This is a genomic window from Micromonospora chalcea, assembly GCF_002926165.1.
Taxonomy (GTDB): Bacteria; Actinomycetota; Actinomycetes; order Mycobacteriales; family Micromonosporaceae; genus Micromonospora; species Micromonospora chalcea.
Genome location: NZ_MAGP01000024.1, coordinates 51,253 through 73,473 on the forward strand (window position 1 = coordinate 51,253; position 22,221 = coordinate 73,473).

General features: G+C 75.1%; 19 protein-coding genes. 16 read left to right on the forward strand and 3 right to left on the reverse strand.

The window, feature by feature from the left end; genetic code table 11:
- Positions 1 to 78 precede the first annotated feature (78 nt).
- The 6 genes from BAW75_RS03775 (at position 79) to BAW75_RS03800 (ending at position 6,402) form a co-directional block, all read left to right on the forward strand.
- Positions 79 to 1,023: an inositol-3-phosphate synthase gene (locus BAW75_RS03775; protein WP_104112643.1), complete on the forward strand. Its 945-nt coding sequence runs from the start codon at positions 79 to 81 to the stop codon at positions 1,021 to 1,023.
- A 57-nt stretch (positions 1,024 to 1,080) separates the two neighbouring features.
- Positions 1,081 to 1,824, forward strand: a complete 744-nt coding sequence (locus BAW75_RS03780; protein ID WP_104112644.1) for an ArsR/SmtB family transcription factor — start codon at positions 1,081 to 1,083, stop codon at positions 1,822 to 1,824.
- 105 nt (positions 1,825 to 1,929) lie between these two features.
- Positions 1,930 to 2,934, forward strand: a complete 1,005-nt coding sequence (locus BAW75_RS03785) for a cytochrome P450 (RefSeq protein WP_244206005.1) — start codon at positions 1,930 to 1,932, stop codon at positions 2,932 to 2,934.
- Positions 2,931 to 3,725: an isocitrate lyase/PEP mutase family protein gene (locus tag BAW75_RS03790; protein ID WP_104112646.1), complete on the forward strand. Its 795-nt coding sequence runs from the start codon at positions 2,931 to 2,933 to the stop codon at positions 3,723 to 3,725. Before BAW75_RS03785 ends, BAW75_RS03790 begins: the two co-directional genes overlap by 4 nt.
- A 102-nt stretch (positions 3,726 to 3,827) precedes the next feature.
- Entirely contained in the window at positions 3,828 to 4,787 is a 960-nt protein-coding gene (locus BAW75_RS03795; protein WP_104112647.1) for a hypothetical protein, read from the forward strand.
- A 4-nt stretch (positions 4,788 to 4,791) separates the two neighbouring features.
- Positions 4,792 to 6,402, forward strand: a complete 1,611-nt coding sequence (locus BAW75_RS03800) for an asparagine synthetase B family protein (RefSeq protein WP_104112648.1) — start codon at positions 4,792 to 4,794, stop codon at positions 6,400 to 6,402.
- A 31-nt stretch (positions 6,403 to 6,433) separates the two neighbouring features.
- Here BAW75_RS03800 and BAW75_RS03805 read toward each other — a convergent pair whose 3' ends face one another.
- On the reverse strand, positions 6,434 to 7,309 hold the full coding sequence (locus tag BAW75_RS03805; protein WP_104112649.1) for a transglutaminase domain-containing protein: 876 nt from the start codon (positions 7,307 to 7,309) through the stop codon (positions 6,434 to 6,436).
- A gap of 173 nt (positions 7,310 to 7,482) precedes the next feature.
- Between BAW75_RS03805 and BAW75_RS03810 the strand changes: the two genes are divergently transcribed.
- Positions 7,483 to 8,475 carry a carcinine hydrolase/isopenicillin-N N-acyltransferase family protein gene (locus BAW75_RS03810; RefSeq protein ID WP_104112650.1) on the forward strand — a complete coding sequence of 331 codons (993 nt, stop codon included), beginning with the start codon at positions 7,483 to 7,485 and terminating at the stop codon, positions 8,473 to 8,475.
- Between the two features lie 104 nt (positions 8,476 to 8,579).
- Here the strand turns inward: BAW75_RS03810 and BAW75_RS03815 are convergent, their stop codons facing one another.
- Positions 8,580 to 10,022 carry an LVIVD repeat-containing protein gene (locus BAW75_RS03815; RefSeq protein WP_375336228.1) on the reverse strand — a complete coding sequence of 481 codons (1,443 nt, stop codon included), beginning with the start codon at positions 10,020 to 10,022 and terminating at the stop codon, positions 8,580 to 8,582.
- Positions 10,023 to 10,169: 147 nt separating this feature from the next.
- On the opposite strand from BAW75_RS03815, the gene BAW75_RS03820 reads away from it, so the two are divergent.
- The 5 genes from BAW75_RS03820 (at position 10,170) to BAW75_RS03840 (ending at position 16,181) form a co-directional block, all read left to right on the forward strand.
- Positions 10,170 to 10,862, forward strand: a complete 693-nt coding sequence (locus tag BAW75_RS03820; RefSeq protein ID WP_104112652.1) for a DUF305 domain-containing protein — start codon at positions 10,170 to 10,172, stop codon at positions 10,860 to 10,862.
- Between the two features lie 54 nt (positions 10,863 to 10,916).
- Positions 10,917 to 12,119, forward strand: a complete 1,203-nt coding sequence (locus BAW75_RS03825; protein WP_208635180.1) for a sensor histidine kinase — start codon at positions 10,917 to 10,919, stop codon at positions 12,117 to 12,119.
- Positions 12,116 to 12,781 (forward strand): response regulator, encoded by a 666-nt coding sequence (locus BAW75_RS03830; protein ID WP_043323707.1) that lies wholly within the window; start codon positions 12,116 to 12,118, stop codon positions 12,779 to 12,781. The genes BAW75_RS03825 and BAW75_RS03830 overlap by 4 nt, the downstream gene beginning before the upstream one ends.
- 200 nt (positions 12,782 to 12,981) lie before the next feature.
- Positions 12,982 to 13,695 (forward strand): ABC transporter ATP-binding protein, encoded by a 714-nt coding sequence (locus tag BAW75_RS03835; RefSeq protein WP_051611472.1) that lies wholly within the window; start codon positions 12,982 to 12,984, stop codon positions 13,693 to 13,695.
- A 5-nt stretch (positions 13,696 to 13,700) separates the two neighbouring features.
- Entirely contained in the window at positions 13,701 to 16,181 is a 2,481-nt protein-coding gene (locus BAW75_RS03840; RefSeq protein WP_104112653.1) for an ABC transporter permease, read from the forward strand.
- A gap of 63 nt (positions 16,182 to 16,244) precedes the next feature.
- On the opposite strand, the gene BAW75_RS03845 is transcribed toward BAW75_RS03840, so the two are convergent.
- Entirely contained in the window at positions 16,245 to 17,624 is a 1,380-nt protein-coding gene (locus BAW75_RS03845; RefSeq protein ID WP_083297019.1) for a serine/threonine-protein kinase, read from the reverse strand.
- Between the two features lie 496 nt (positions 17,625 to 18,120).
- Between BAW75_RS03845 and BAW75_RS03850 the strand changes: the two genes are divergently transcribed.
- From BAW75_RS03850 to egtB, 4 genes are all read left to right on the forward strand, one after another.
- Positions 18,121 to 18,756, forward strand: coding sequence for an RNA polymerase sigma factor (locus BAW75_RS03850; RefSeq protein WP_104112689.1), 636 nt, complete (start codon positions 18,121 to 18,123; stop codon positions 18,754 to 18,756).
- Positions 18,757 to 18,772: 16 nt separating this feature from the next.
- The gene (locus tag BAW75_RS03855) at positions 18,773 to 19,498 is read left to right on the forward strand and encodes a hypothetical protein (RefSeq protein ID WP_104112654.1); all 726 of its coding nucleotides are present in this window, start codon (positions 18,773 to 18,775) and stop codon (positions 19,496 to 19,498) included.
- Between the two features lie 155 nt (positions 19,499 to 19,653).
- Positions 19,654 to 20,889 (forward strand): ergothioneine biosynthesis glutamate--cysteine ligase EgtA, encoded by a 1,236-nt coding sequence (egtA, locus tag BAW75_RS03860; RefSeq protein ID WP_104112655.1) that lies wholly within the window; start codon positions 19,654 to 19,656, stop codon positions 20,887 to 20,889.
- Positions 20,886 to 22,214, forward strand: a complete 1,329-nt coding sequence (gene egtB / locus BAW75_RS03865) for an ergothioneine biosynthesis protein EgtB (protein WP_104112656.1) — start codon at positions 20,886 to 20,888, stop codon at positions 22,212 to 22,214. Before egtA ends, egtB begins: the two co-directional genes overlap by 4 nt.
- The last annotated feature ends 7 nt before the right edge of the window (positions 22,215 to 22,221 follow it).

The window sequence follows — 22,221 nt, forward strand, 5'->3', positions numbered from 1 at the left end:
GTCATACCCGGCGCTGGTGGGCGTCGGTTCCGCTGACCGGGACCCCCGGCGTGGGCAGATCCGGGTACTCTTCGCCCCATGATCGACAGTGTTCGATTGGCGGTCGTCGGTGTGGGCAACAACACGTCGGCGTTGGTGCAGGGCATCGCCTTCTACCGCAACACCGGCAGCCTGGTAGGGCTCCACCGGCCAGAGATCGCGGGACTGTGCGTCAGCGACATCGACGTCGTCGCCGCTTTCGCCATGTCCGACCGAAAGGTGGGCAAGGATCTCCACGAGGCGATATTCATGCCGCCCAACAACTTCCCGCGCCTCGACACCGAACTTCCGCCCGCCGGCGTGACGGTGCGGCGTGGCCTGGTGGACTCGACGGAAGTCGAACGGGTGGCGCACGCGCTGGAAGGGGCGGAGGTGCTGCTCTACTCCGCTCCGAGCGGCCGGCCGGACACGGCTCGGGCTTACGCCGAGGCGGCTCTGACAGCGGGAGTCGCGTTCGTGAACACCACGTCGGATCCGGTGGCCAGGCACGAGTCACTACTGGCACGTTTCGAGGAAGCCCGTGTGCCGTTGCTCGGCGACGACCTGGCCAGCCAGTTCGGCACCTCCGTGCTGCACCACGCACTACTGCGGCTGATCGAGGAGCGCGGCCTCACCCTGGGCAGCTCCTACCAGGTCAATCTGGGCGGGACCGAAGACTTCCGCAACCTGGTCGAGAACCCGAACACCAAGAAGCAGTCCAAGCTGAACGCCCTGGGGTCGTCCGGCAAGGTCCAGATGGCGCCCCTCGCGTACATGCCGCACCTGCGATCCCACAAGATCGCCCACCTCAACATCGAAGCGCAGGGCTGGGCCGAGACGGCGGTGAGTGTGGAGGTGCGCCTGCAGGTCCATGACCCGAGTGGTGCTGCCGGCGTCAACATCGACCTGATTCGTCTGGCGGCCATCGCCCTGCGGTCGGGTCGTGGCGGCTACCCGGCCGAAGCGGCATCCCTCCTGAAGTCCCCACCCGGAACCGCGATCTGACCCCAACCCCCGGACCGTTCGGCGCGGCCCGAACCGTGCCCGTGTCAGCATGGGCCGATGACCACCGGTGCCGACGGACGCGGACTCGCCGGGTTCGCCCGGCTGCTCGCCGACCCCACCCGGGCCGGCTTCTGCCTGGCCCTGCTCGACGGCCGCGCCTGGACCGCCGGGGAGCTGGCCCGCGCCGCCGGGGTGGCCGCGTCCACCGCGAGCGGCCACCTCACCCGGCTGGTGGCGGGCGGTCTGGTGGTCGAGGAGCGGCAGGGCCGCCACCGGTACGTCCGCCTCGCCGACCCGGGCGTCGCCCAGCTCGTCGAGGACCTGGCCGCGCGGGCGCCCGCACCGGCGGCCCCGCCCCGCACGTTGCGCGCCGCGTCGGCCGGTGCCGCCCTGGCGTACGCGCGCACCTGCTACGACCACCTGGCCGGGCGGCTCGGCGTGCTGCTGCACGACGCCCTGCTCGACCGTGGCGTGCTCGACCGCACCGGCGGCCTCGCGCTGACCGAGGCCGGCATGAGCTGGCTGGACCGTCTCGGCGTACCCGTCGAACCACTGCGCGGCACCCGGCGGCCGCTCGTCCGCGACTGCCTGGACTGGACCGAACGGCGCCCGCACCTGGCCGGCGCGGTCGGGGCGGCGCTGTGCGGGCGCTTCCTCGACCTCGGCTGGACCGCGCGCGGCAACGGCCGGGCGGTACGGGTCACCCCGGCGGGGCGGGACGCGCTGGCCGAGGCGCTCGGGCTCGACCCGGTGCTGCTGGCCGCGCCCGCCACCCGGGTCACCGGCCCGGCGCGCGCCTGACCCGCCCGTGCCCCGCGGCACCGGTCCCGCCCGCGGCTGACCGCCGGGTGTGCCCGGCCGGATCGTTCGGTCCGGGCCGAACTGTCGGCGCCCTACGGTCCGGTGATGGATTCACCGACGATCACGGCTGCTCCGGGCACGCCGCCCTGCGGGCCGCCGACCTCGGACGACGGCGGCTGGGTGGTCACCCGGTACGCGGACGTCGTCTCCCTCCTGACCGATCCCCGCTGCGTGGTGCCGCCCGCCGAGGAGGCGCCGGAGGGCGGCCTGGCATGGCTGCGCGCCTCGGTGAGCCGGTTCAGCCCGCCGGACCGGCATGCCGCGCGGCGAGCCGTCGGGGTGGCGGCGCTCGACACGCTCGACCCACGGGAACTGCGCGTGATCGCGGAACGGCTGACCGGGCGGATCCTCGACCGCGCCGCGAGCGCGGACAACGGCGGCGACCGGGTGGACGTGACCGGTGACCTGGCTCGGCGCGTACCCCTTGTGGTGCTGGCGGAGCGGCTCGGGCTGGCCGACCCGGCGGCGGCCGTCGCGGAGGTGACGGCGGTGGCCGCCGCCTACCACCCGGGCGCCGGCCCGGCGGCGGTGCGGCGGGCGGACCGGGCGGTGGCGGCGCTGCTGGCCATGTCGCCGCCCGCTCCGGCCGAGGTGACAGCGAACCGGCTCGGGCTGCTGGTGCAGGCCGCCGACGCCACCGCCGGGCTGATCGTGGCCGCCGTCCGGCACGGGCTCGACGCGCCGGACGGGCTCGAGACCGACGCGCTGCTCGCCGAGGTGCTGCGCCTCGACCCGCCGGTACGGGTCACCCGCCGGGTCGCCGCCGACCCGCTGACCCTGGACGGCCAGCCGGTGCGCGTGGGGGAGCGGCTGCTGCTGCGGTTCGACGCCGCCAACCGCGACCCGGCGGTCTTTCCGGAGCCGGACCGTTTCCGCGCCGGCCGGGCGAACGCCGCGCTGACGTTCGGCGCCGGCCCCCGCGGCTGCCCCGGGCAGCGGCACGCGCTCGCCCTGGCCGCCGGCGTGGTCGGCGTGCTGCGCCGCCGCTGCCGTCCCGGCGGCCCTACCCCTGACGTCCCGCCGACCCCACTCGAGGTGATCCTCCGATGACCGACCGGTACCGCGCATTCCGTGACCTGCACCGGCCCGGCGAACCGCTGCTCCTGCCGAACGCCTGGGACCACGCCTCCGCCGCGGCGCTCGCCGCCAGGGGCCATCAGGCGATCGGTACGACCAGCCTGGGCGTGGCGGCGGCCGCCGGGCGGCCGGACGCCGTCAGGGCGACCCGCGCCGAGACGCTGGAGCTGGCGTACCGGCTGCGGGACCTGCCGGCGCTGCTGACGGTGGACGTCGAGGACGGCTTCCACGATGACCCGGCGCAGGTCGCCGGGTTCGTGGGCGAGCTGGCCGCGCTCGGGGTGGTCGGCGTGAACCTGGAGGACGGGCGCCCGGACGGGCGACTGGCCCCGGCGGACCACGTCGCCGCCGTGATCGCTGCGGTCCGCGCGGCGGTGCCGCGGATGGTCGTCAACGCCCGCACCGACGCCTGGTGGCTGGGCGTGCCGGCGCCGCTGGACGAGGCACGGCGGCGGGCGGCGGCGTTCCGGGCCGCCGGTGCCGACTGCCTGTTCGTGCCCGGCGCGCCGGACGACCTGGTCGGCCTGCTCGCCGCCGAGGCGGGGTTGCCGCTGAACGTGCTGTACCGGCCGGGCGGCCCGGACCTCGCAGCCCTCGGGCGGCTCGGCGTGGCCCGGGTCAACACCGGATCGCTGCTGTTCCGGGCCGCGCTCGGTGCCGCGCTGCACCTGACCGACGCGATCGGCGCCGGGTGTGACGCGGGCCTGCCGGCGCCGCCCGGATACGAGGAGGTGCAGGCCCTGGTGTCGCCGTCCGCCACCTGATCGGGCACTTCGGGGGAGATGGGAGGAATCGCGCCTTCTCCGGTCTTTACGGTGTGTGCAGGCCCAATCACGCCGTGTCCTGACCGAGAGGGGACGGAGACCATGCGAGTGCCCAGCCGCAGCCCCGGTCGCCAGCCCGGTCCCGCCGCCGTACCCACCGCTCCCGCCCGCCGGGTGCCCGCAGCCGGCCGGCGCGGCGACGCCGTCCCGGACCTGTCCGCGTACCGGGCGGCGGTGGCGGACCTCCTGGTCGAGGTGGGCGCGCTCGCCGACGCGCCGTCGGCCACCGCCCGCCAGGTGCTGCTCGACCAGCGGCTGCGCGAACCCGCCATCGCCGCCGTCCTCGACGCCACGCCCCAGGGGCTGATCGGGGCCCGGGAGACGCTGCTGCTGGAGATGGCCCGCTACCAGCCAAACGCGCGCAGCTCGGCGCAGGACCTTACCGCGCTGGTGCGGATCTACCTGCTCTCCCGCGTCGACGTGCTCTGGTGGCGGGACGCCCCGACGTTCCTCACCGACGACCAGGTCCGCACCAGCGCCGAACTCGTCGACCTGGAGTGGCTGCGCCGGCGCGGGCTGATCGAGTTCCGCTATCAGGAGCAGCCCGCCACGGTCGTGGGCCGGGGCCTGCGCGCGGCGCGCCGCCGGTTGCTTCCGGCCGCCACCCCGCGTACCGCCGGTCTGCTGTTCCGCCGGGCCCGCCGCGAGATGATCGCGTTCCTCAACGACCTGGCCCGGGAGTTCGCGGCCGTCGCGCCGGACGGCACGCCGCCGCTCTGGGTGACCAGCCTGGCCCGCAGCGCCGAGCACCAGTACCGGCTGCGCCGCCTGGGGTACGCCGCGATGGTGCCCAGCGGACACTGCCTCGGCTGGGCCGCCGATGTCGAGCTGGAATGGTACGAGCGCTTCGGCGCCCGTTCGGCCCTCGCCGGGTTGCTCCTGGCCCGCCAGGACGCCGGCGAGGTGAACGTGGTCGACGAGGGACAGGCCTGGCACGTGTGTCTCGCCCCGGACGCCCGCCGCCGCTACCGGCGGGCGTACGAGGCCGAGATGGGGGTGTGACCCGGTGTGCGGCATCGCGCTGAGCATCGGCCCCGAGGCCGACCCGGCCACGTTCCGCCGGATGCTCACCGCGCTCGCGTCGCGTGGTGAGGTCACCGAGACCCGCCAGGAGAACGGCCTCCTGGCCGGCGTACGGCGCCTGAAGATCGTGGACCGGGAACGGTCCGTCCAGCCGTGGATGTCGCCGGACGAGCGGCACCTGCTCTGCTACAACGGCGAGATCTTCAACCACCACGAGCTGCGCGCCGAGCTGACCCGGCTCGGGCACGAGTTCCGCACCACCGGCGACACCGAGGTCGTGCTGACCGCGTTCCGCCAGTGGGGCGAGAACGCGGTACGCCGGCTGCGTGGGGAGTACGCGTTCGTGATCGTCGAGCGGGACAGCGGGCGGGCGTACCTGGCCCGGGACCCGCTCGGGGTCAAGCCGCTGTACTGGTCCCGCCTGCCCGGCTGCCTGCACCTCGCCTCCGAGGTCAAGGCGCTCGTCGGGCACGGCGCGCCGATCGGCGAGGTGGCGCCCGGGCACCACGGCTGGGTCGAGCCCGGCGAACCGGTCCGGCCGCGCCCGCACGTCGACCTGCTCACCCTCGGCGACGGCCTGCCGGTGATCGACGACCCGGACGAGGCGGCCCTGCTGGTCCGCGTCGCGCTCACCGACGCGATGCGGGCCCGGCTGGACACCGACCTCACCGTCGGCGTGCTGCTCTCCGGCGGCCTGGACAGCTCGCTGGCGCTGCTGCACGCCCGCGAACTGCACCCGGACTGCGTGGCGGTCACCATCGGCGTGCCGGAGAGCCCCGACGTCGCGTACGCCCGGCGGCTCGCCGCCGACCTCGGCGTGCCGCACGAGGTGATCGAGCTGCGCCCCCGCGACATCCGGCTGGCCGACGTACGTGAGGCGATCCGGGTCTCCGAGCTGACCGAGTACGGCGACATCATCAACGCTGTCGTCTCGGTGCCGATCTTCCGGCGGCTGCGCGAGCTGGGCGTACGGGTGGTGCTCACCGGCGACGGCTCCGACGAGCTGTTCGGCGGCTATCCGATGTACCACCAGGTCGGGCCGGAGCGGTCCCGCCGGCTGTTCCTGCACAAGATCCGCAACCTGTGCCGGACCGAGCTGCAACGGGTGGACCGGGCCAGCATGGCGCACGGGGTGGAGGCCCGGGTGCCGTTCCTCGACCTCAGCGTCGTCGAGCTGGCCATGCGGCTGCCGCTGGACCTCAAGCTGCGCGACGGGCAGGAGAAGTGGATCGTCCGGCAGGCCTTCGCCGACCTGCTGCCCGCCTACGTCCGGCAGCGGCCGAAGAACCCGATGTCGTACTCGTCCGGGCTGCACGAACGGGCCCGCCTCTACAAGCCGCTGTTCGCCCGGCTGCACCGCTCCTTCGGCTACGACCTGCTGGAACCGGTCCGCCGGGACTTCGACAGCGTGCTCACCCGCTGCGGCAACGACCTCGACCGGGCCATCGCCGAGGGCATGGCCCGGCCCGACTACACCGTGCTGGAACACGCCCGGGACCTGGTCGGCGCGGCCCGGTGGAACGCCGCGCCGATGGTCCGGCGGCTGGTCAACCCGCGCCGCACCCGAGGCGACGAGGCGCCCCTGCCCGGGTGAGCCCGCGTGGCCCCGGTAGGAGGCCGCCGGGTCAGCGCCGCAGGTCCACGTCGGCGGCCACGCCGGAGACCGGGTCCATGCAGTGCACCGTCGGGCCCGGACGCAGCCGGGCGTCCGAGGCGTACCGCCGGGCCAGCTCCCGCCCGGCGGCGGCGTCGCCGCGGTCGGCGGCCACCAGCAGCGCGGCGACCTCGTCGACGAGCGTGAGGTCGGCGCCGGTCAGGTCCTCGGTCATCGCCCCGAAACCGTCCCAGAGCAGCACCTCGTCCTTGTGCCGGTGGGCCAGCTCCAGCAGCACGTAGTCGTGGATGAACCAGTCGCCCCGGATCGGCAGCGACGGGTCCACGCCGTAGCTGTCCGGGTCGACCCGGCCCGCCCGGTACGCCAGCCACACCCGGGCCGCCGACTCGAAGTGCCCGGCCTCCGGGTCGATGTCGTAGCCGTCGAACGGCCGGTCGCCGGCCGGGTCCAGCTCGGGGTCGGACCAGACCCACCGCTCGCCGTCCCACCACTCGGCGAGCACATGGTCGTGGTGCCAGCCGGGCACGAAGTAGCTCGCGAACCCGACCCGGCTGCGGGCCGGGACGCCGTGCTGGCGCAGCGCCGCGACGGTGAGCAGCGTGTGGTCCCGGCAGCACCCGGCGACCCGCTCGGCGGCCGGGCGCTCGGCGGTCAGCGGCAGCGGGAACCGCGACTGGTCGGCGTCGAGGATGCGGTCCAGCCAGCGCAGATTCACCTCGGCCCGGCGGACGTCCGGCAGCTCCACCCCGCCGGCCCGGTAGTGGATGATCACGTTGCGGGCGGTCGCCGCGACGGTGGGCAGGTCAGCCGGCACGGCGTCGAGCAGCGCCGCGTGGTGGCGGGGATCGCTGTACGGGGAGTGGGTCCGGTAGTCGTCGACGTCCATCCGGCCATTGTCGGCGCGGGACGCGGCCGGCGGGTGCCCGCTCGGCGCGCAATCTCGCGGCACCCGAATGCCAGGTCCGGTCACCGCCGGCGCGGTGGCGGATGTTCGCTGTGGTGCGGAGTTGACCGGGTCCCGGATGGACATCGGCGGACGCCTCTTCTAGCGTCGCTGTCATGCGGAGGACCCTCATCGCCGGCGGGCTCGCGTTGCTCCTGCTCGGCACGGCCTGCGGGGAGAGCCGCCGGTCCGACCCGCCGGCCGCGGCCGGCTCGCCCACCGCCTCGCGGCAGGACCCGGGCCAGGTCGAACGGACGCTGGCCAGCCTCCGCAAGATCGACGACCTGCCGATGTACGAGATGACGTACGACGGCGACTACGACCCGACCGCCGGGCTGGCCGGGTCGACGCCGCCGAGCCCGTTCGGCTGCTCGTTGTTCGCCGCGCTCGGCGACCGGGAGCGGCCGGTGTTCGCCCGCAACTTCGACTGGGAGCCGAACCCCGCGCTGGTGCTGCGCACCGACCCGCCGGACGGTTACGCCTCGATCTCGCTGGTCGACATCTCCTACCTGGGGGTGGCCGCCGACCCGACGGGGGACCGGCGGCTGCTGGACGCGCCGCTGCTGCCGTTCGACGGCATGAACGAGCGGGGTCTCGCGGTCGGGCTGGCCGCCGACGACGGGGCGCGCGCCGAGCCGGTGCCGGGACTGCCGAAGGTGGGCTCGGTGCGCATCCTGCGCCTGGTGCTCGACTCGGCCGCGACCGTGGACGAGGCGGTCGCCGTGTTCAAGCGCTACAACCTGGACTTCGACGGCGGGCCGCCGCTGCACTACCTGCTGGCCGACGCGACCGGCACGTCGGCGGTGGTGGAGTTCGTCGACGGGAAGATGACAGTGGACCGGCGCAGCGGCCCGTGGCAGGCGCTGACGAACGTGCCGGCCGTCGGTGTGCCCGACCGGGAACTGCGCCAGGACCGCAGGTACGGGGTGCTGGCGAAGGAACTGGACCGCACCGGTGGGGTGGTCGACACGGCCGGGGCACTGCGGCTGCTGAACGCGGTACGCCAGTCGCACACCCGCTGGTCGGTCACGTACGGGCTGCGCAGCGGCGAGGTGCGGGTGGTCACGGCCGGTGGCGGCACCCGCGACTACCGCCTGCCGATGAGCTGATCCGGGCCGGGTGGACCGCTCCGGCCGAGGTCGTCGGCGCTGATAACGCACCGGGCCCGGCGGCCCCCGCGAGGGGAGCGCCGGGCCCGGGACGGGTCAGCGGGTCACCAGCTCAGGTAGCCCGCCTGGGTCTGCACGTTCAGCTCGGGAACCAGCAGGAACTGCGCCAGCCAGGTACGCGGGTCACGCAGCTCCAGCACGTCCAGTCCCTTCTGGATGTCGCTGGAGTAGATGTGGCCGTTGTACCAGTACGCCGACCAGGACCCGCCGGTACGCAGCTGCGTGGCGTCCAGCGGACCGCGCTCCCAGTAGGCGATCTCGGTCGGCTTGCGGGAGTTGGTGAAGTCCCACACCGAGATGCCGCCCTGGTACCACGCCTGCACCATGATGTCGCGGCCGGGCACCGGGATCAGTGAGCCGTTGTGGGCCACGCAGTTCTCGGTGTCGGCGTTGACGCGCGGGATCTTGTAGTAGCTGCGGAATTCCAGCTTGCGGGCGTTGCCGCGGCCGGTGATGTCGTAGATGGCGTCCGCGCCACGGTTCGGGCCGACCACCTCGTTGCAGGTGGCCGCGCCGCCGCCGCCCAGCTCGTCGGTGAAGACGACCTTGGTGCCGGAGTTGTTGAAAGTGGCCGAGTGCCAGAACGCGAAGTTCTCGGCGTCGGTCACCCGCTCGATCACCCGGGGCGCCTCACGGTCCTTGATGTCCAGCAGGATGCCGTCACCCATGCACGCGCCGGCGGCCAGGTCCTTCGCCGGGTACGCGGTGATGTCGTGGCAGCCGGTGGTGGCCGACGACTGGCCGGGGATGCCCGGGTAGCCGCCGTCCGGGAACAGGTTCGGCGTGGCCACCACGGAGGCGGTGGTGGGGCTCTTCACCGGCACCTTGACGATGGAGATGGAGTCGTGCGGCGGCTGGCAGTCCGGGAAGTCGGCGCGCGGGCTGTACGACGAGACGTACAGGTAGACGTTGCGCTTGTCCTTGCCGGGCACGAGCGTGTGGGTGTGCGAGCCGCACGCCGTTTCGACCGACTTGATGTAGCGCGGGTTGCGCTTGTCGCGGATGTCGAAGATCTTGATGCCCTCCCAGGACTCCTTCACCGACGCCGGCTGGCTGGTGCTGGCGCAGGAGTCGTCGCTGCGGGAGGAGTCGGTGGACAGGAAGAGCAGGTCGCCGTGGACCGAGATGTCGTTCTGCGAGCCGGGGCAGAGCACCTGCGACACGATCGTCGGGCGGCTCGGCCGGAGGATGTCGTAGATGACGAACCCGTCGTAGTTGCCGACGAACGCGTACCGCCCCTGGAAGGCGATGTCGGTGCCGAGGGCTGCGGTGGTGTCGAACGGCGCCTGCTTCGGCAGGTTGGCCACCTGCCGCAGGTTGGGGCTGCTGGAGATCTCGTCGACACCGGGGACGGCGCTGTCCACGGTGGCCGGCGCGGCCTGGGCGCGGGGGATCTCCTGGGCGCTGCTCGGCGGCGCGGCGACCACGCCGGCGAGCAGCAGGCCGGCGGCGGCGAGGCTGATGATGCGGGTGCGGGACGTGCGGATGCTGATCACCGGCAACACCCTTCGAAAGGGGATGATGATTCGCCAAACCTTACCGATCGGAGACCGTCATCAATGTGACCTGGGTCACACTGGGGAACTTTTATCTATGTATAGGATCGCCTTCACCTTGACCGGAGGAGGCGTCGTATGACCAGCCGGCAGGCGCGCGTGTGGGTGGGCGTCACAGCGCTCGTCATGCTTGTGGTGATCGGCGGGCTGGCGCTCGCCGAGCGCGACGACACCCGGCCCGAGGCGGCGGGCAACGCCGCGACGGGCGCGCCGAGCCCGAGCGCCACCACCTCGGCGCCGCCGCTGCTGGTTCCCGGCCGCCCGGGGGAGTCGGCCGCCACCCGTGCGCCCGATCAGGTGCGGGCAGCGTCGACACCCCGGTTCAACAGCCTCGACATCTGGTACGTCCGGATGATGATCCCGCACCACGAGCAGGCGCTGGAGATGGCGACGCTCGCCCCCGACCGGGCCGCCGACCCCCGCATCCGCGCCGTGGCCGAGCGGATCCGCGCCGCCCAGGGGCCGGAGGTCGGCCTGCTGCGTGCCTGGCTCAGCACCCGCGACCTGCCCGCCGACGTGCCGGGGCACGACCACGGCAGCATGCGCGGGATGCAGTCCGCCGAGGCGATGCGGCAGCTCGCCGACGCGAAGGGCGCGGCGTTCGACCGGATGTTCGTGCGGATGATGACCGATCACCACCAGGGCGCGATCGTGATGTCCACCGACCTGCTGAAGGTCGGCGCCGACCAGGCCATGCAGGAGTTCGCCACCGGCGTGGCCGTCGAGCAGTCCGCCGAGATCACCCGCATGCGCGCCCTCCTGCCCTCCTGACCCCCGCGCCCCGGCGGGGGAGAGGTGGGGAGAGCGGGCCTAGGCTGGGGAATCGTGGCTCGCCTCATCCTCGGCCGTCCGCTGCGCGGCATCGCCTTCGACACCGCCGTCTGCGGGCTGGTCGTGTTCTTCGCCGTCTCCGCGTACGTCGCCGGCCAGATCGGCGTACCGGCGTTCGCGGTCGGGCTGGCGGCGGCGGTGGCGGTGTTCTTCCGGCGTGCCCACCCGACGGCGGTCGCCGTCGCGGTGGCCGCGCTCGCGCTGGTCCAGGTGATCGCCGGCTGGGGTCCGCTCGCCTACGACATCGCCGTGCTGATCGCCCTCTACAGCGTGGTCAAGTACGCCGACCGGCTCCGTGACGGCATCGTGGCCGGGGTCGTCGCCGTGCTCGGCGGGGTGCTCGCCGCGCTCCAGACGCCCGGCGCCGGGCCCTGGTGGATGGGCGCGTTCTTCTACGCCCTGATCGTCGGCGCGGTCTGGCTGGCCGGGCTGAACCTGCGGACCCGTCGGCTCTACGTGCTCAGCCTGGAGGACCGGGCCGCGACGCTGGAACGGGAACGGGAGGCGCAGGCGCGGGCCGCGGTCGCCGAGGAGCGCACCCGGATCGCCCGCGAGCTGCACGACGTGGTCGCCCACAGCATGGCCGTGATGATCGTGCAGGCGGACGGGGTGCGGTTCACGCTCGACCGGGATCCGGCCACCGCCCGCGAGGCGGCCAAGGTGGTGGCGGACACCGGCCGGGCGGCGCTGGAGGAGATGCGGCGGCTGGTCGGCGTACTGCGGGAACCCACAGCGACGCAGCCGGACCCGGCGGACGGGCCCGCGCACCGCCGGCCCGCGCTGGTGGAGCTGCCCGCGTTGCTCGACCGGTTCCGCGCCGCCGGGCTGCGGGTCGCCTGCGGCGGCGCCGGCGCGCCGCCGCCGCTGCCCCCCGGCCTGGAGCTGACCGTCTACCGGGTGGTGCAGGAGAGCCTGACCAACACGCTCAAGCACGCGGGCGTCGGCGCGTCGGTGGAGCTGACGCTGGACTGGAGCGCCGACGCCGTCGTGATCCGCGCCGTGGACGACGGGCGCGGCCGTCCGGTCGACGGCCCGGCGCCGTCCGGCGGTCACGGCCTGGTCGGCATGCGGGAACGGGTCGGGGTGTACGACGGCAGCCTCGCCGCCGGACCCACACTTGCCGGTGGCTGGCGGGTGCGGGCGCGGCTGCCGCTGGCCCCGGCGGCCGGCACCGGGGAAGGGAGCGCGGCGGCGTGACGGTACGGGTGATGATCGTCGACGACCAGGCGCTGGTACGCGCCGGGTTCCGGATGGTGCTCGACTCCCAGCCCGACCTGGCGGTGGTCGCCGAGGCCATCGACGGCGCGGACGCGCTGCGGGTGCTGGACCGGGTCGCCGTCGACGTGGTGGTGATGGACCTGCGCATGCCGACCATGGACGGGGTGGAGGCGACCCGGCGGATCTGCGCCCGGCGCGACGACGGGCGCCCCCGCGTGCTGGCGCTGACCACGTTCGACACGGAGGCCGACGCGTTCGCCGCGCTGCGCGCCGGGGCGAGCGGGTTCCTGCTCAAGAACGTGCCGCCGGAGGAGCTCATGGCCGCGATCCGGGTGGTCGCCCAGGGCGACTCGGTGGTGGCCCCGTCGATCACCCGGCGGCTGCTCGACCGGTTCGCCGGGCAGCTCGGCCCCGCGCCGGCCGCCGATCCCCGGCTGGCCCAGCTCACCGAGCGGGAACGGGAGGTGCTGCTGCTGGTGGCGCAGGGGCTCTCCAACGCCGAGATCGCCGCCCGGGTGCACGTCGCGGAGGCGACGGTGAAGACCCACGTCGGCCGCATCCTGGCCAAGCTCCAACTGCGCGACCGGGTCCAGGCGGTCGTCCTGGCGTACGAGAGCGGCCTGATCACGCCCGGCGGCTGACCCGGCGTACGCCTCAGGTCGTACGGGTTTCCCCGGTGGGGGACGACCTCCGTCGCATCGAGGTCGAGCGCGCAGGTGGAGATCAACCAGGTGGTGCCGCCCCTAGCGTCGGAACTGTCAGAGAGACCGTGTCCGACAGGAGCACCTCAGTGTCCGCACCACCGACCACCGGCGTCACCCTCGCCGCCCGCGCGCTGCGCATGGAGTACGGCGCCGGGCAGTCCCGGGTCGTCGCGCTCGACGGCGTCGACCTCGACCTGGCCGCCGCCCGGTTCACCGCCGTCATGGGCCCGTCCGGCTCCGGCAAGTCCACTCTGCTGCACTGCCTCGCCGGCCTCGACCGGCCGACCGCCGGGGCGGTACACATCGGTGACGCCGACCTGACGCGCCTGGACGACCGGCGGCTCACCCGGCTGCGCCGGGACCGGATCGGCTTCGTCTTCCAGAAGTTCAACCTGCTGCCCACGCTCACCGCGCAGGAGAACATCGTCCTGCCGCTGGCGATCGCCGGCCGTCGCCCGGACCCGGCGTGGCTGGGGCAGGTGGTGGCGGCGGTGGGCCTGACCGACCGCCTCGGGCACCGCCCGGCGGAGCTGTCCGGCGGGCAGCAGCAGCGCGTCGCGGTGGCCCGCGCGCTGATCACCCGACCCTGGGTGATCTTCGCCGACGAGCCGACCGGCAACCTCGACTCGCGCTCCGGCGCCGAGGTGCTGCGGCTGCTGCGCGAGGCGGTGGACATGCTCGGTCAGACCGTCGTCATGGTCACCCACGACCCGGCCGCCGCCGCGTACGCCGACCGGGTGGTCTTCCTCGCCGACGGCCGGCTGGTCGACGAGCTGCACGCGCCCACGGTCGGCGCGGTCCGGGACGCGCTCAGCCGGCTCGACCCGGCCGTCGCGCCGGCAGGGCGGTGAGCGGGATGCTGCGGCTGACCCTGCGCCAGGTCCGCGCCGACGGCCTGCGCCTGCTGCTGTCCTCGCTGGCGATCGTGCTCGGCGTCGCGTTCGTCGCCGGCACGCTGATGTTCACCGACGGGATGCGCGCCGGGGCGTACGAGCGCGCCGGTGAGTTCGACAGACACACCGACCTGGCCGCGTACGCGGAGAGCGACCCGCTGCCCCCGGAGCTCGTGGACCGGGTACGCGCCCTCGACGGGGTGGCCGCCGCCGCGGGGGAGCTGACCGGCTCCGCCGGGGTGGTGGGCGCCGACGGCCGTCCCGTGCTCGGCTACGCGGTGCTCGCCGCGATCCCCACCGAGGCGGCCCTGCAGTCCTACGACGTGGTGGCCGGGCGGCTGCCGCAGCGCCCCGGCGAGGTGGTGCTCGACGACGAGACCGTCGCCGAGCAGCGCTTCACCGTCGGCGGCCCGGTGTCGATCGGCGGACGCGACGGCGCGGCCCGGCCGTACACGCTTGTCGGCGCCGTCGACGTGGACGGCAGCTCCCGCGACGTCGGCGGCCCCTACATCGGGCTGACCGGCCCGGACGCGCTGGCCGTCAGCGGCGAGAAGGGCTACGGCCGGATCATGGTGGCGGCCCGTCCCGGGGTGGACACGGCGGCGCTGGCCGACCGGATCCGCGCCGTGGTGGGACCGGACGTGACGGTCCGGGACCGCGACGCCATCCTCGACGCGGCCGTCGACGACGCGGTACGCGACCTGCGGCAGTTCGGCATGCTGCTGGGCACGTTCGCCGCCGTCGCGGTGGTGGTGGCCGGCTTCGTGATCGCCAACACCTTCGCCATCGTGCTCGCCCAGCGCTCCCGGCGTACCGCGCTGCTGCGGCTGGTCGGCGCCACCCGGGGGCAGATCTACCGGGCCACGCTGTCCGAGGCGGCGGTGACCGGCCTGCTCGCCTCCGTCGTGGGGGTGCTGGCCGGCGCGGCGGTGGCCGGCGGCCTCGGCGTGCTGCTCGCCGGCACCGGCGCGCCGCTGGGCGGCGGGCTCACCCTGACCCCGCGTACGCTGCTGCTGTCGCTGGGGCTGGGGACGCTGCTCACCGTGGCGTCGGCGGCGCTGCCGGCCTGGCAGGGCACCCGGGTCGCCCCGGTGGCCGCGCTCACCGACGCGGCGGTCAACCCGGTCCGTCCGGCCGGGCGGATCCGGCTGGCGGTCGGCGCGCTGGCGCTCGCCGCCGGTGTGGCGGCGCTGGCCGGCGCCGGCGCCACCGGCCAGGTGGTGCTGGTCGCGGCCGGCGGGTTGCTGGCCTTCGGCGGCATCGTGGCGTTCGGCCCGGTGCTGGTGCCGGCGCTGGTACGGGTGCTCGGCGGGCCGTTCCGCGCGGCGTTCGGCGCCACCGGCGGGCTGGCCGTGTCGAACGCGGTGCGCAACCCGCGCCGGGTCGCCGCCACCGCGACGGCCATGGTCATCGGCATCGGGCTGGTCTCCGCCTTCGTGGTCGGCGCGGCGAGCGTCAAGTCCGGCATCGAACGCGCGGTGGACGCCCGGATCGGCGTGGACTTCCTGGTCACCGGCATCGGCGGGGACCTGCCGGCCACCGTTGCCGGCGAACTGGCCGCCCGCCCGGAGCTGGGTGTGGTGCACGAGCAGCGCAGCCGGGTGGTCGGCGACGTGCAGCTGCGGGCCGCGCACCCGGCGCTGGTCCGGCGCACGCTGTCCGCGGTGGACGCCGGTGACCCGGCCGGCCTGGGGCCGGGAGCGGTGCTGGTGCACCGCGAGCTGGCCGCGACCAGGGGCTGGACGGCCGGTTCCACGATCACGCTCGCCGGGCGGCCGTTCCGGGTCGCCGCGGTGGTGGCCGACGAGGAGCCAATCCTGGCCGGGAGCCCGGTGCCCCCCGGTCACCTGGTGGACGTGCTGGACGCCGACTTCACCGCCATGTTCCCGACCGTGCGCGGTTACCTGGCCGAGGTGGATCCGGCCGCCGGGGTGAGCGTCGACGAGGCCCGGACCGCTGTCGAGTCGGTGCTGGCGCGCTACCCGACGGTGAACGTGATGGACCAGGCCGCGTACAAGAAGATGCTCACCGGCACCGTCGACCTGGTGCTGGGGTTCGTCACCGCGCTGCTCGGCCTCGCCGTGGTGATCTCGCTCGTGGGGGTCGCCAACACGCTCAGCCTGTCCGTGGTGGAACGCACCCGGGAGACGGCGGTGCTGCGCGCGGTCGGACTGAGCCGGGCCGGGATGCGGGGTGTGCTGGCGGTCGAGGCGGTGCTCACCGCGCTCGTCGGCACGCTGCTCGGCATCGCGCTCGGCGCCGGGGCGGCCGCCGGGGCGATGGCAGTGGTGGCCCGCATCGGCGGGGACTTCACGCTCGTCCTGCCCTGGGCGCGGATCGGGCTGATCGTCGCGGTGGCGGTGGTGGCCGCGCTGCTCGCCTCGGTCCTGCCGGCCCGCCGGGCGCTGTCCCGGCCGGTGGTGGCGTCGCTCGGCGCGGACTGAGCACCACCGCCCGGACACGACGAGGAGCCGGCTCCGCCGCGGGCGGGGCCGGCTCGTCGTGGGTCAGGGTTGGGTGGCCGGCTGCCCGCCGGTGTCACCGCCGGTGCCGGGGTCGGCGGTGGTCGGTTCGGGTGCCGGCGTAGTGGTGGGCGCCGTCGTCGCCGGCGTGCTGGGCGGCGTGGTGGTCGGCGCGCCGGTGGGCGCCGGCTCCTCGCTGACGCTCGGCTGCGCCGACGGGACCGTCGAGGCGCTCGGCGTCACCGACGGCGTGGCCGACGGCCGGCCGCCCGGGCCGACCGGCCGGTAGGTGTAGTCGTCGCCGGCCGTCGGCTCGTCGACTACCGGCTCCGCGGCCGGGTCGCTCGGCGCCACCGCGGGCGCCGTCTTGTCGATCTTCGTGGCGGGTTCGGCGGTGTCGTTCGCGGCGGCCACCAGCGCGCCCAGCGCGCCCATCGCCACCAGCACCGCGCCCAGCGCCCCGACGAGCGTGCCGCGCCGGCCCCGCCGCCGCGACGTCGCCACCGCGGCGCCCGGCCGGACCGCCGGCTGGTCGTCGCGGGACCGCGCCGGGCCCGCCGCGCCGCGCAGCGCCATCGTCGCGGTCGGCGAGTCGGTACGGGCGGCTCGCGCCGCGTCGGCCATCGCCGCGGCGCTCGGGTAGCGGTCGGCCGGGTCCTTGGCCAGCGCCCGGGACACCAGCTCGCGCACCGACGCCGGGATCTCCGCCGGCAGCTCCGGCGGCTCGTCGTCGAGATGGCGTACGGCCACCTGCAGCGGGTTGTCACCGGTGAACGGCGGGCTGCCGGTGAGGCAGCAGTACGCGACCGCGCCGAGCGCGTACACGTCGGTGGCGCCCGAGACCGGCCGGCCGGCGGCCTGCTCCGGCGCCATGTAGAGGGCGGTGCCGGGCACCGCGTTGGTGCTGGTGATGCTCGTGACGTTGGTCGAGCGGGCCACCCCGAAGTCGACGAGCACCACGGTGCCGTCGTCCTGCACCAGCAGATTGCTCGGCTTCACGTCGCGGTGCACGATGCCGCGCCCGTGCGCCGCGTGCAGCGCCTGCGCCACCTGGGTCACGATCGACATGGTCTCGGCGACCTCGAGGCACCCCGCGTCCTCGATCCGCCGCGACAGCGGCTCACCGGCGACGAACTCCATCACCAGGTAGTCGGCCCGGCCGCCGCTGGGCAGCTCGTCCTCGCCGCAGTCGAAGACCTGGACCACGCCGGGGTGGCGCAGCGAGGCCATGATCCGCGCCTCGGAACGGAAACGGGCGATGAAGTCGGGGTCGGACACCAGGGCGGGAAGAAGCACCTTCACCGCGACCGGACGACCGAGGACCAGGTCGGTGGCACGCCAGACGTCGCCCATGCCGCCGGTGGCGACACGGTCTTCCAGGCGGTACCGACCGCTGAGTACGACGTCTGAGGACAGCACCCCCATACCGTACCCACAGCGGGCGCGAAGTATTTCCCGCGATCTCGGCACGGGATCGAAAGCCTTCAGCGGGGCGTTCCAGCAGCCGGGACGCTGATCGGCGCACCGTGACGGGACCGGCACGATCGGCCAGAATGTGACAGCACGTCGCTGTCCGCCCGCGGGGCCCGGCACGATCGGTTGCGCCGGGGAGCGTCGATTCCGTACGTTGCGTTACCTCGACACGCCGGTGACGGGCGTAGACATTTCTCTCTCTTCCTCCGGCCCTGACGTCTTGCCGGAGCGCCCCGCGTTCCCAGGCGTCGGCCCGGCTCCCGGCCGCCCCGAGCCGTCGGTACCGTATGTCCGCCGACGCCCGTGCCGCGCGGCAGTGTCCATGGCTCATCGCACCCGTGTGCGAGTGTCAGATCAACTCACCGGGGGGCGGGGTGCGGATGGCGGTGTGGCCACTGGCTCCCCGGCGTGTCCGGCGCCCGGCCGCGACCCGGTCCGGACGGCGACCGTGACGGCCGAGTTGAACGAGGCGGTCGCCGCGGCGCAGGCCGGCGACGAGGAGGCGTTCCGGTTCCTCTACCGCAGCCTGCAGCCCGCCCTGCTGCGCTACCTGACCGCTCTCGTCGGCGCCGACGCCGAGGACGTGGCCTCCGAGGCATGGCTCCAGATCTCCCGCGACCTGCCCTCCTTCACCGGTGGCGAGTTCCGCGCCTGGGCGGTCACGATCGCCCGCAACCGGGCCATGGACCATCTGCGCCGGCGGCGGCGGCGTCCGTCGGTACCGGTGCCGGTGCAGGCGCTCAACGACCTGGCCGCCGACGCGGACACCGCCGACCGGGCCGGCGAGGCCATCGCCACCGAGAGCGCGCTGGCCCTGATCCGTACGCTGCCACCGGCCGAGGCGGAGGCGGTGATGCTGCGGGCCGTCATCGGCCTCGACGCGGAGACCGCCGGGCGGGTGCTGGGACGGCGGGCCGGAGCCGTGCGCACCGCGGCGCACCGGGGCCTTCGCCGGCTGGCTGCCATGCTGGAGCGCTCGGCGGCGGACACTGCCCCGGACGACTCCCGGGGCGCCCTCGCGCCGCGTCCCCGTACCGACCGCCAGGTGCCGCACGCGCCCGAGGCCGAGCCGGCGGAGGGCTGACGTGAGGAGAGACGGCATGCACCCTCGCCGGTCCGGCGGGCCCGCCGACCGGGCGGAATCCGATCGTCTGCTCGACGCCGCGCGCGCCGGGTCGCCACCGGGGCCGCAGACCGACCCGCTGACCCGGCTGCTGTCGGCCGCGGCCGGCCCGGCCACCGCCGGTGAGATCGCCGGCGAGGACCGGGCGGTCGCCGCCTTCCGGGCCGCCCGCGCCGCGCCCGCGCCGGGGCCCGTGCCCGCGGTCCGGCCGCGCCGGCGCCTGCGGATCGCCGCCGCGCTGTCCGGGCTGGCCGCCACCGCGGTCGCCGGGGTGGCCTTCGCCGCCGTACGCCTGGACCGCCACCCGGACCCGGTGATCCCGCCGGCGCCGGCCACCAGTGGCCCGGGCGTCACCGGCCCCACCGCCACCGGGCCGTCGCGGCCGGCGCCGAGCACACCGGCCGGCGAGGCGTCGGGCGCGGCGTCCCGGCCGGCCCGCGACGTGACGCCGACGTCGACGCCGAGCGTCCCGGCCGCGCCGCCCGCGCCCCCGCCGGGGAACAACCGGATCGTCGCCCACTGCCGCGCCTACCTGGTCAAGTCGGAGCGGCAGCGGGAGAAGGCGCTGACCAGGCCCGGCTTCGCCGACCTGGTGGCCGCCGCCGGCGGCCCCGAGCACGTGGAGAGCTACTGCCGGCATCTGGTGGGAAAGCCTTCGGGGACCCCGCCAGCCGAAGACGACGACCAGGACGAGGACGACTGAGCGCGGGGGCGCAATCAGATTCCGGACAAAAATTCATCTCTCCGGGCAAGCGGATCACGTCTGCTAGACAGAGGATGGTGTGACGGCGTCCCGCGCCGAACGGGCCGGGCGCGTCGCGACACCGTGGTCGTCCGTCGCCGAGGAGGAGCCGCCCCATGGTGATGTCGCCGGACCTGGACCGCGCCGTCGTCCTGGGCGACGAGCAGGCGGCCCGGGGCCATCTCGCCCGGATCTGCTTCAAGACCGGACCACCCACGCTCGTCGGCGTCGAACTGGAATGGACCGTGCACGACGCCGCGGACCCGGCCCGGCCGGTCGACCGCGAGCGACTACGCAGGGCGCTGGGGCGGCACAGCCCCGTGACGCTCGACCCCACCAGCCCGGCCGACGAGCTCCGGCGCGCGAGCGCCGTGACCGTGGAGCCCGGCGGGCAGGTGGAGATCTCCGCCGCGCCGCGACCGACTGTCGGCGCGCTCGTCCTGGCCACCGAGGCCGACGTCGCCGAGCTACGGGCCCGGTTGGACGCCGCCGGGCTGGTGCTCGGCCGTAGCGGGATCGACCCCTGGCGGCTGCCGCGACCCGTCGTGGAAACCCCCCGCTACCGGGCCATGCGGTGCGCCTTCGACCGGCGCGGCCCGGCGGGGCGGGCGATGATGTACAGCACGGCGGGCCTGCAGGTCTGCCTCGACGCGGGCGAGCCGGAGCACCTCGCGCAGCGGTGGGCCGCCGCGCACGCCGTCGGCCCGCCGCTGCTGGCCGCCTTCCCCGCCGCCGACCGGCACGCGGGCCGGGCCACCGGCTGGGCCTCCGCCCGGATGGCCACCTGGCTGGCCATCGACCCGGCCCGGACCCGCCCGGTGTGGTCGCCCGAACGCGCCGACGAGGATCCGGTGGCCGCCTGGACCGGGTACGCGCTCGCCGCGCCGCTGCTCTGCGTACGCGGCGACGGCCCGGACTGGACCGCGCCGCCGGGCGTCACGTTCGCCGACTGGCTTGCCGGCGCGCTGCCCCGGCCGCCCACCACCGACGACCTGGAGTACCACGTCAGCACGCTGTTCCCGCCGGTGCGCCCGCGCGGCTACCTGGAGCTGCGCTACCTGGACGCACAGCCCGGGGCGGCGTGGACCGTGCCGCTGACGGTCCTGGCCGCGCTCTTCGCCGACCCGGCGACCACCCGGGACGCGCTGGCGGCGGCCGCGCCGGTCGCCGACCGGTGGCGCGCGGCGGCCCGGTGCGGACTGGCCGAGCGCCCGCTGGCGACCGCCGCGGCGGCGCTGTTCGACCTGGCCCTGACGGCCCTGCCCCGCCTCGATCTGCCGCCCGCCATCCACGAGGAGACCCACCGAGAGATCCGGCGGCGACGTGCCGCCGCGGAGAGGGGACACCGGTGACCACGACCGAGCGACCGGGCACTGACGCCGAACGACTGCGCGACCGGATCGCCGCGGAGCTGGAGCGGACCCGCGCCCGCACCGCGGCGCTCACCGACGCGGTGGACGACGACGACCTGGTCCGGCAGCACTCCACGCTGATGTCGCCGCTGGTCTGGGACCTGGCGCACGTCGGCAACCAGGAGGAGCTGTGGCTGGTCCGCGACGTCGGCGGCCGCGAACCGGTGCGCCACGACATCGACGACCTCTACGACGCGTTCAAGCAGCCCCGCAAGGACCGCCCGGCGCTGCCGCTGCTGCCGCCGGCCGAGGCGCGCGCCTACCTGCGTACGGTCCGCGACAAGGTGTTCGACCTGCTCGACGGCATCCGCTTCACCGAGCGTCCCCTGGTCGCCGACGGGTTCGCGTTCGGCATGATCGTGCAGCACGAGCAGCAGCACGACGAGACCATGCTCGCCACCCACCAGCTGCGCGCCGGCGCCCCGGTGCTGGACGCGCCGCCACCGCCGGAGCCCCGGGCCCGGGTCGGCGGGGAGGTACGGGTGCCGGCCGGGCCGTTCACGATGGGCACCTCCACCGACCCGTGGGCACTGGACAACGAGCGTCCGGCGCACACCGTCGACCTGCCCGCGTACCTCATCGACGCCGCGCCGGTCACGAACGGGCAGTACCGCGCGTTCATCGCCGACGGCGGATACGACGAGCCGCGCTGGTGGAGCGAGGCCGGCTGGCGGCACCGGATCGAGGCGGAGCTGAGCGCGCCGATGCACTGGCGGCGCGACGGCGACGGCTGGGCGTACCGCCGGTTCGGCCGCTGGTCGGCGGTCCGCGACGACGAGCCGGTGGTGCACGTCTGCTGGTACGAGGCGCAGGCGTACGCGGCGTGGGCCGGCAAGCGGCTGCCCACCGAGGCGGAGTGGGAGAAGGCGGCCCGCTGGGACCCGGCGTCCGGCCGGTCCCGCCGCTACCCGTGGGGCGACGAGGATCCGGGCGCCGAGCACGCCAACCTGGGCCAGCGGCACCTGTGGCCGGCGCCGGTGGGCGCGTACCCGGCGGGCGCGTCGCCGCTGGGCGTGCACCAGCTCGTCGGCGATGTGTGGGAGTGGACCTCGTCGCCGTTCCGCGGGCACCCGGGCTTCACCGCGTTCCCGTACCGGGAGTACTCGGAGGTCTTCTTCGGCGACGACCACAGGGTGCTGCGGGGCGGCTCGTTCGGCACCGACCGGTCCGCCTGCCGGGGCACGTTCCGCAACTGGGACTACCCGATCCGGCGGCAGATCTTCAGCGGTTTCCGCTGCGCCCGTGACGCCGGACCGGAGGAGTGAGCCGGCC

Coding starts and splice junctions, on each gene's coding strand:
- egtA (WP_104112655.1), top strand. CDS start 19,654: ATGGTGATGTCGCCGGACCTGGACCGCGCCGTCGTCCTGGGCGACGAG.
- BAW75_RS03805 (WP_104112649.1), bottom strand. CDS start 7,309: ATGGACGTCGACGACTACCGGACCCACTCCCCGTACAGCGATCCCCGC.
- BAW75_RS03835 (WP_051611472.1), top strand. CDS start 12,982: ATGGAGTACGGCGCCGGGCAGTCCCGGGTCGTCGCGCTCGACGGCGTC.
- BAW75_RS03775 (WP_104112643.1), top strand. CDS start 79: ATGATCGACAGTGTTCGATTGGCGGTCGTCGGTGTGGGCAACAACACG.
- BAW75_RS03790 (WP_104112646.1), top strand. CDS start 2,931: ATGACCGACCGGTACCGCGCATTCCGTGACCTGCACCGGCCCGGCGAA.
- BAW75_RS03820 (WP_104112652.1), top strand. CDS start 10,170: ATGACCAGCCGGCAGGCGCGCGTGTGGGTGGGCGTCACAGCGCTCGTC.
- BAW75_RS03845 (WP_083297019.1), bottom strand. CDS start 17,624: ATGGGGGTGCTGTCCTCAGACGTCGTACTCAGCGGTCGGTACCGCCTG.
- BAW75_RS03785 (WP_244206005.1), top strand. CDS start 1,930: ATGGATTCACCGACGATCACGGCTGCTCCGGGCACGCCGCCCTGCGGG.
- BAW75_RS03810 (WP_104112650.1), top strand. CDS start 7,483: ATGCGGAGGACCCTCATCGCCGGCGGGCTCGCGTTGCTCCTGCTCGGC.
- BAW75_RS03855 (WP_104112654.1), top strand. CDS start 18,773: ATGCACCCTCGCCGGTCCGGCGGGCCCGCCGACCGGGCGGAATCCGAT.
- BAW75_RS03780 (WP_104112644.1), top strand. CDS start 1,081: ATGACCACCGGTGCCGACGGACGCGGACTCGCCGGGTTCGCCCGGCTG.
- BAW75_RS03840 (WP_104112653.1), top strand. CDS start 13,701: ATGCTGCGGCTGACCCTGCGCCAGGTCCGCGCCGACGGCCTGCGCCTG.
- BAW75_RS03795 (WP_104112647.1), top strand. CDS start 3,828: ATGCGAGTGCCCAGCCGCAGCCCCGGTCGCCAGCCCGGTCCCGCCGCC.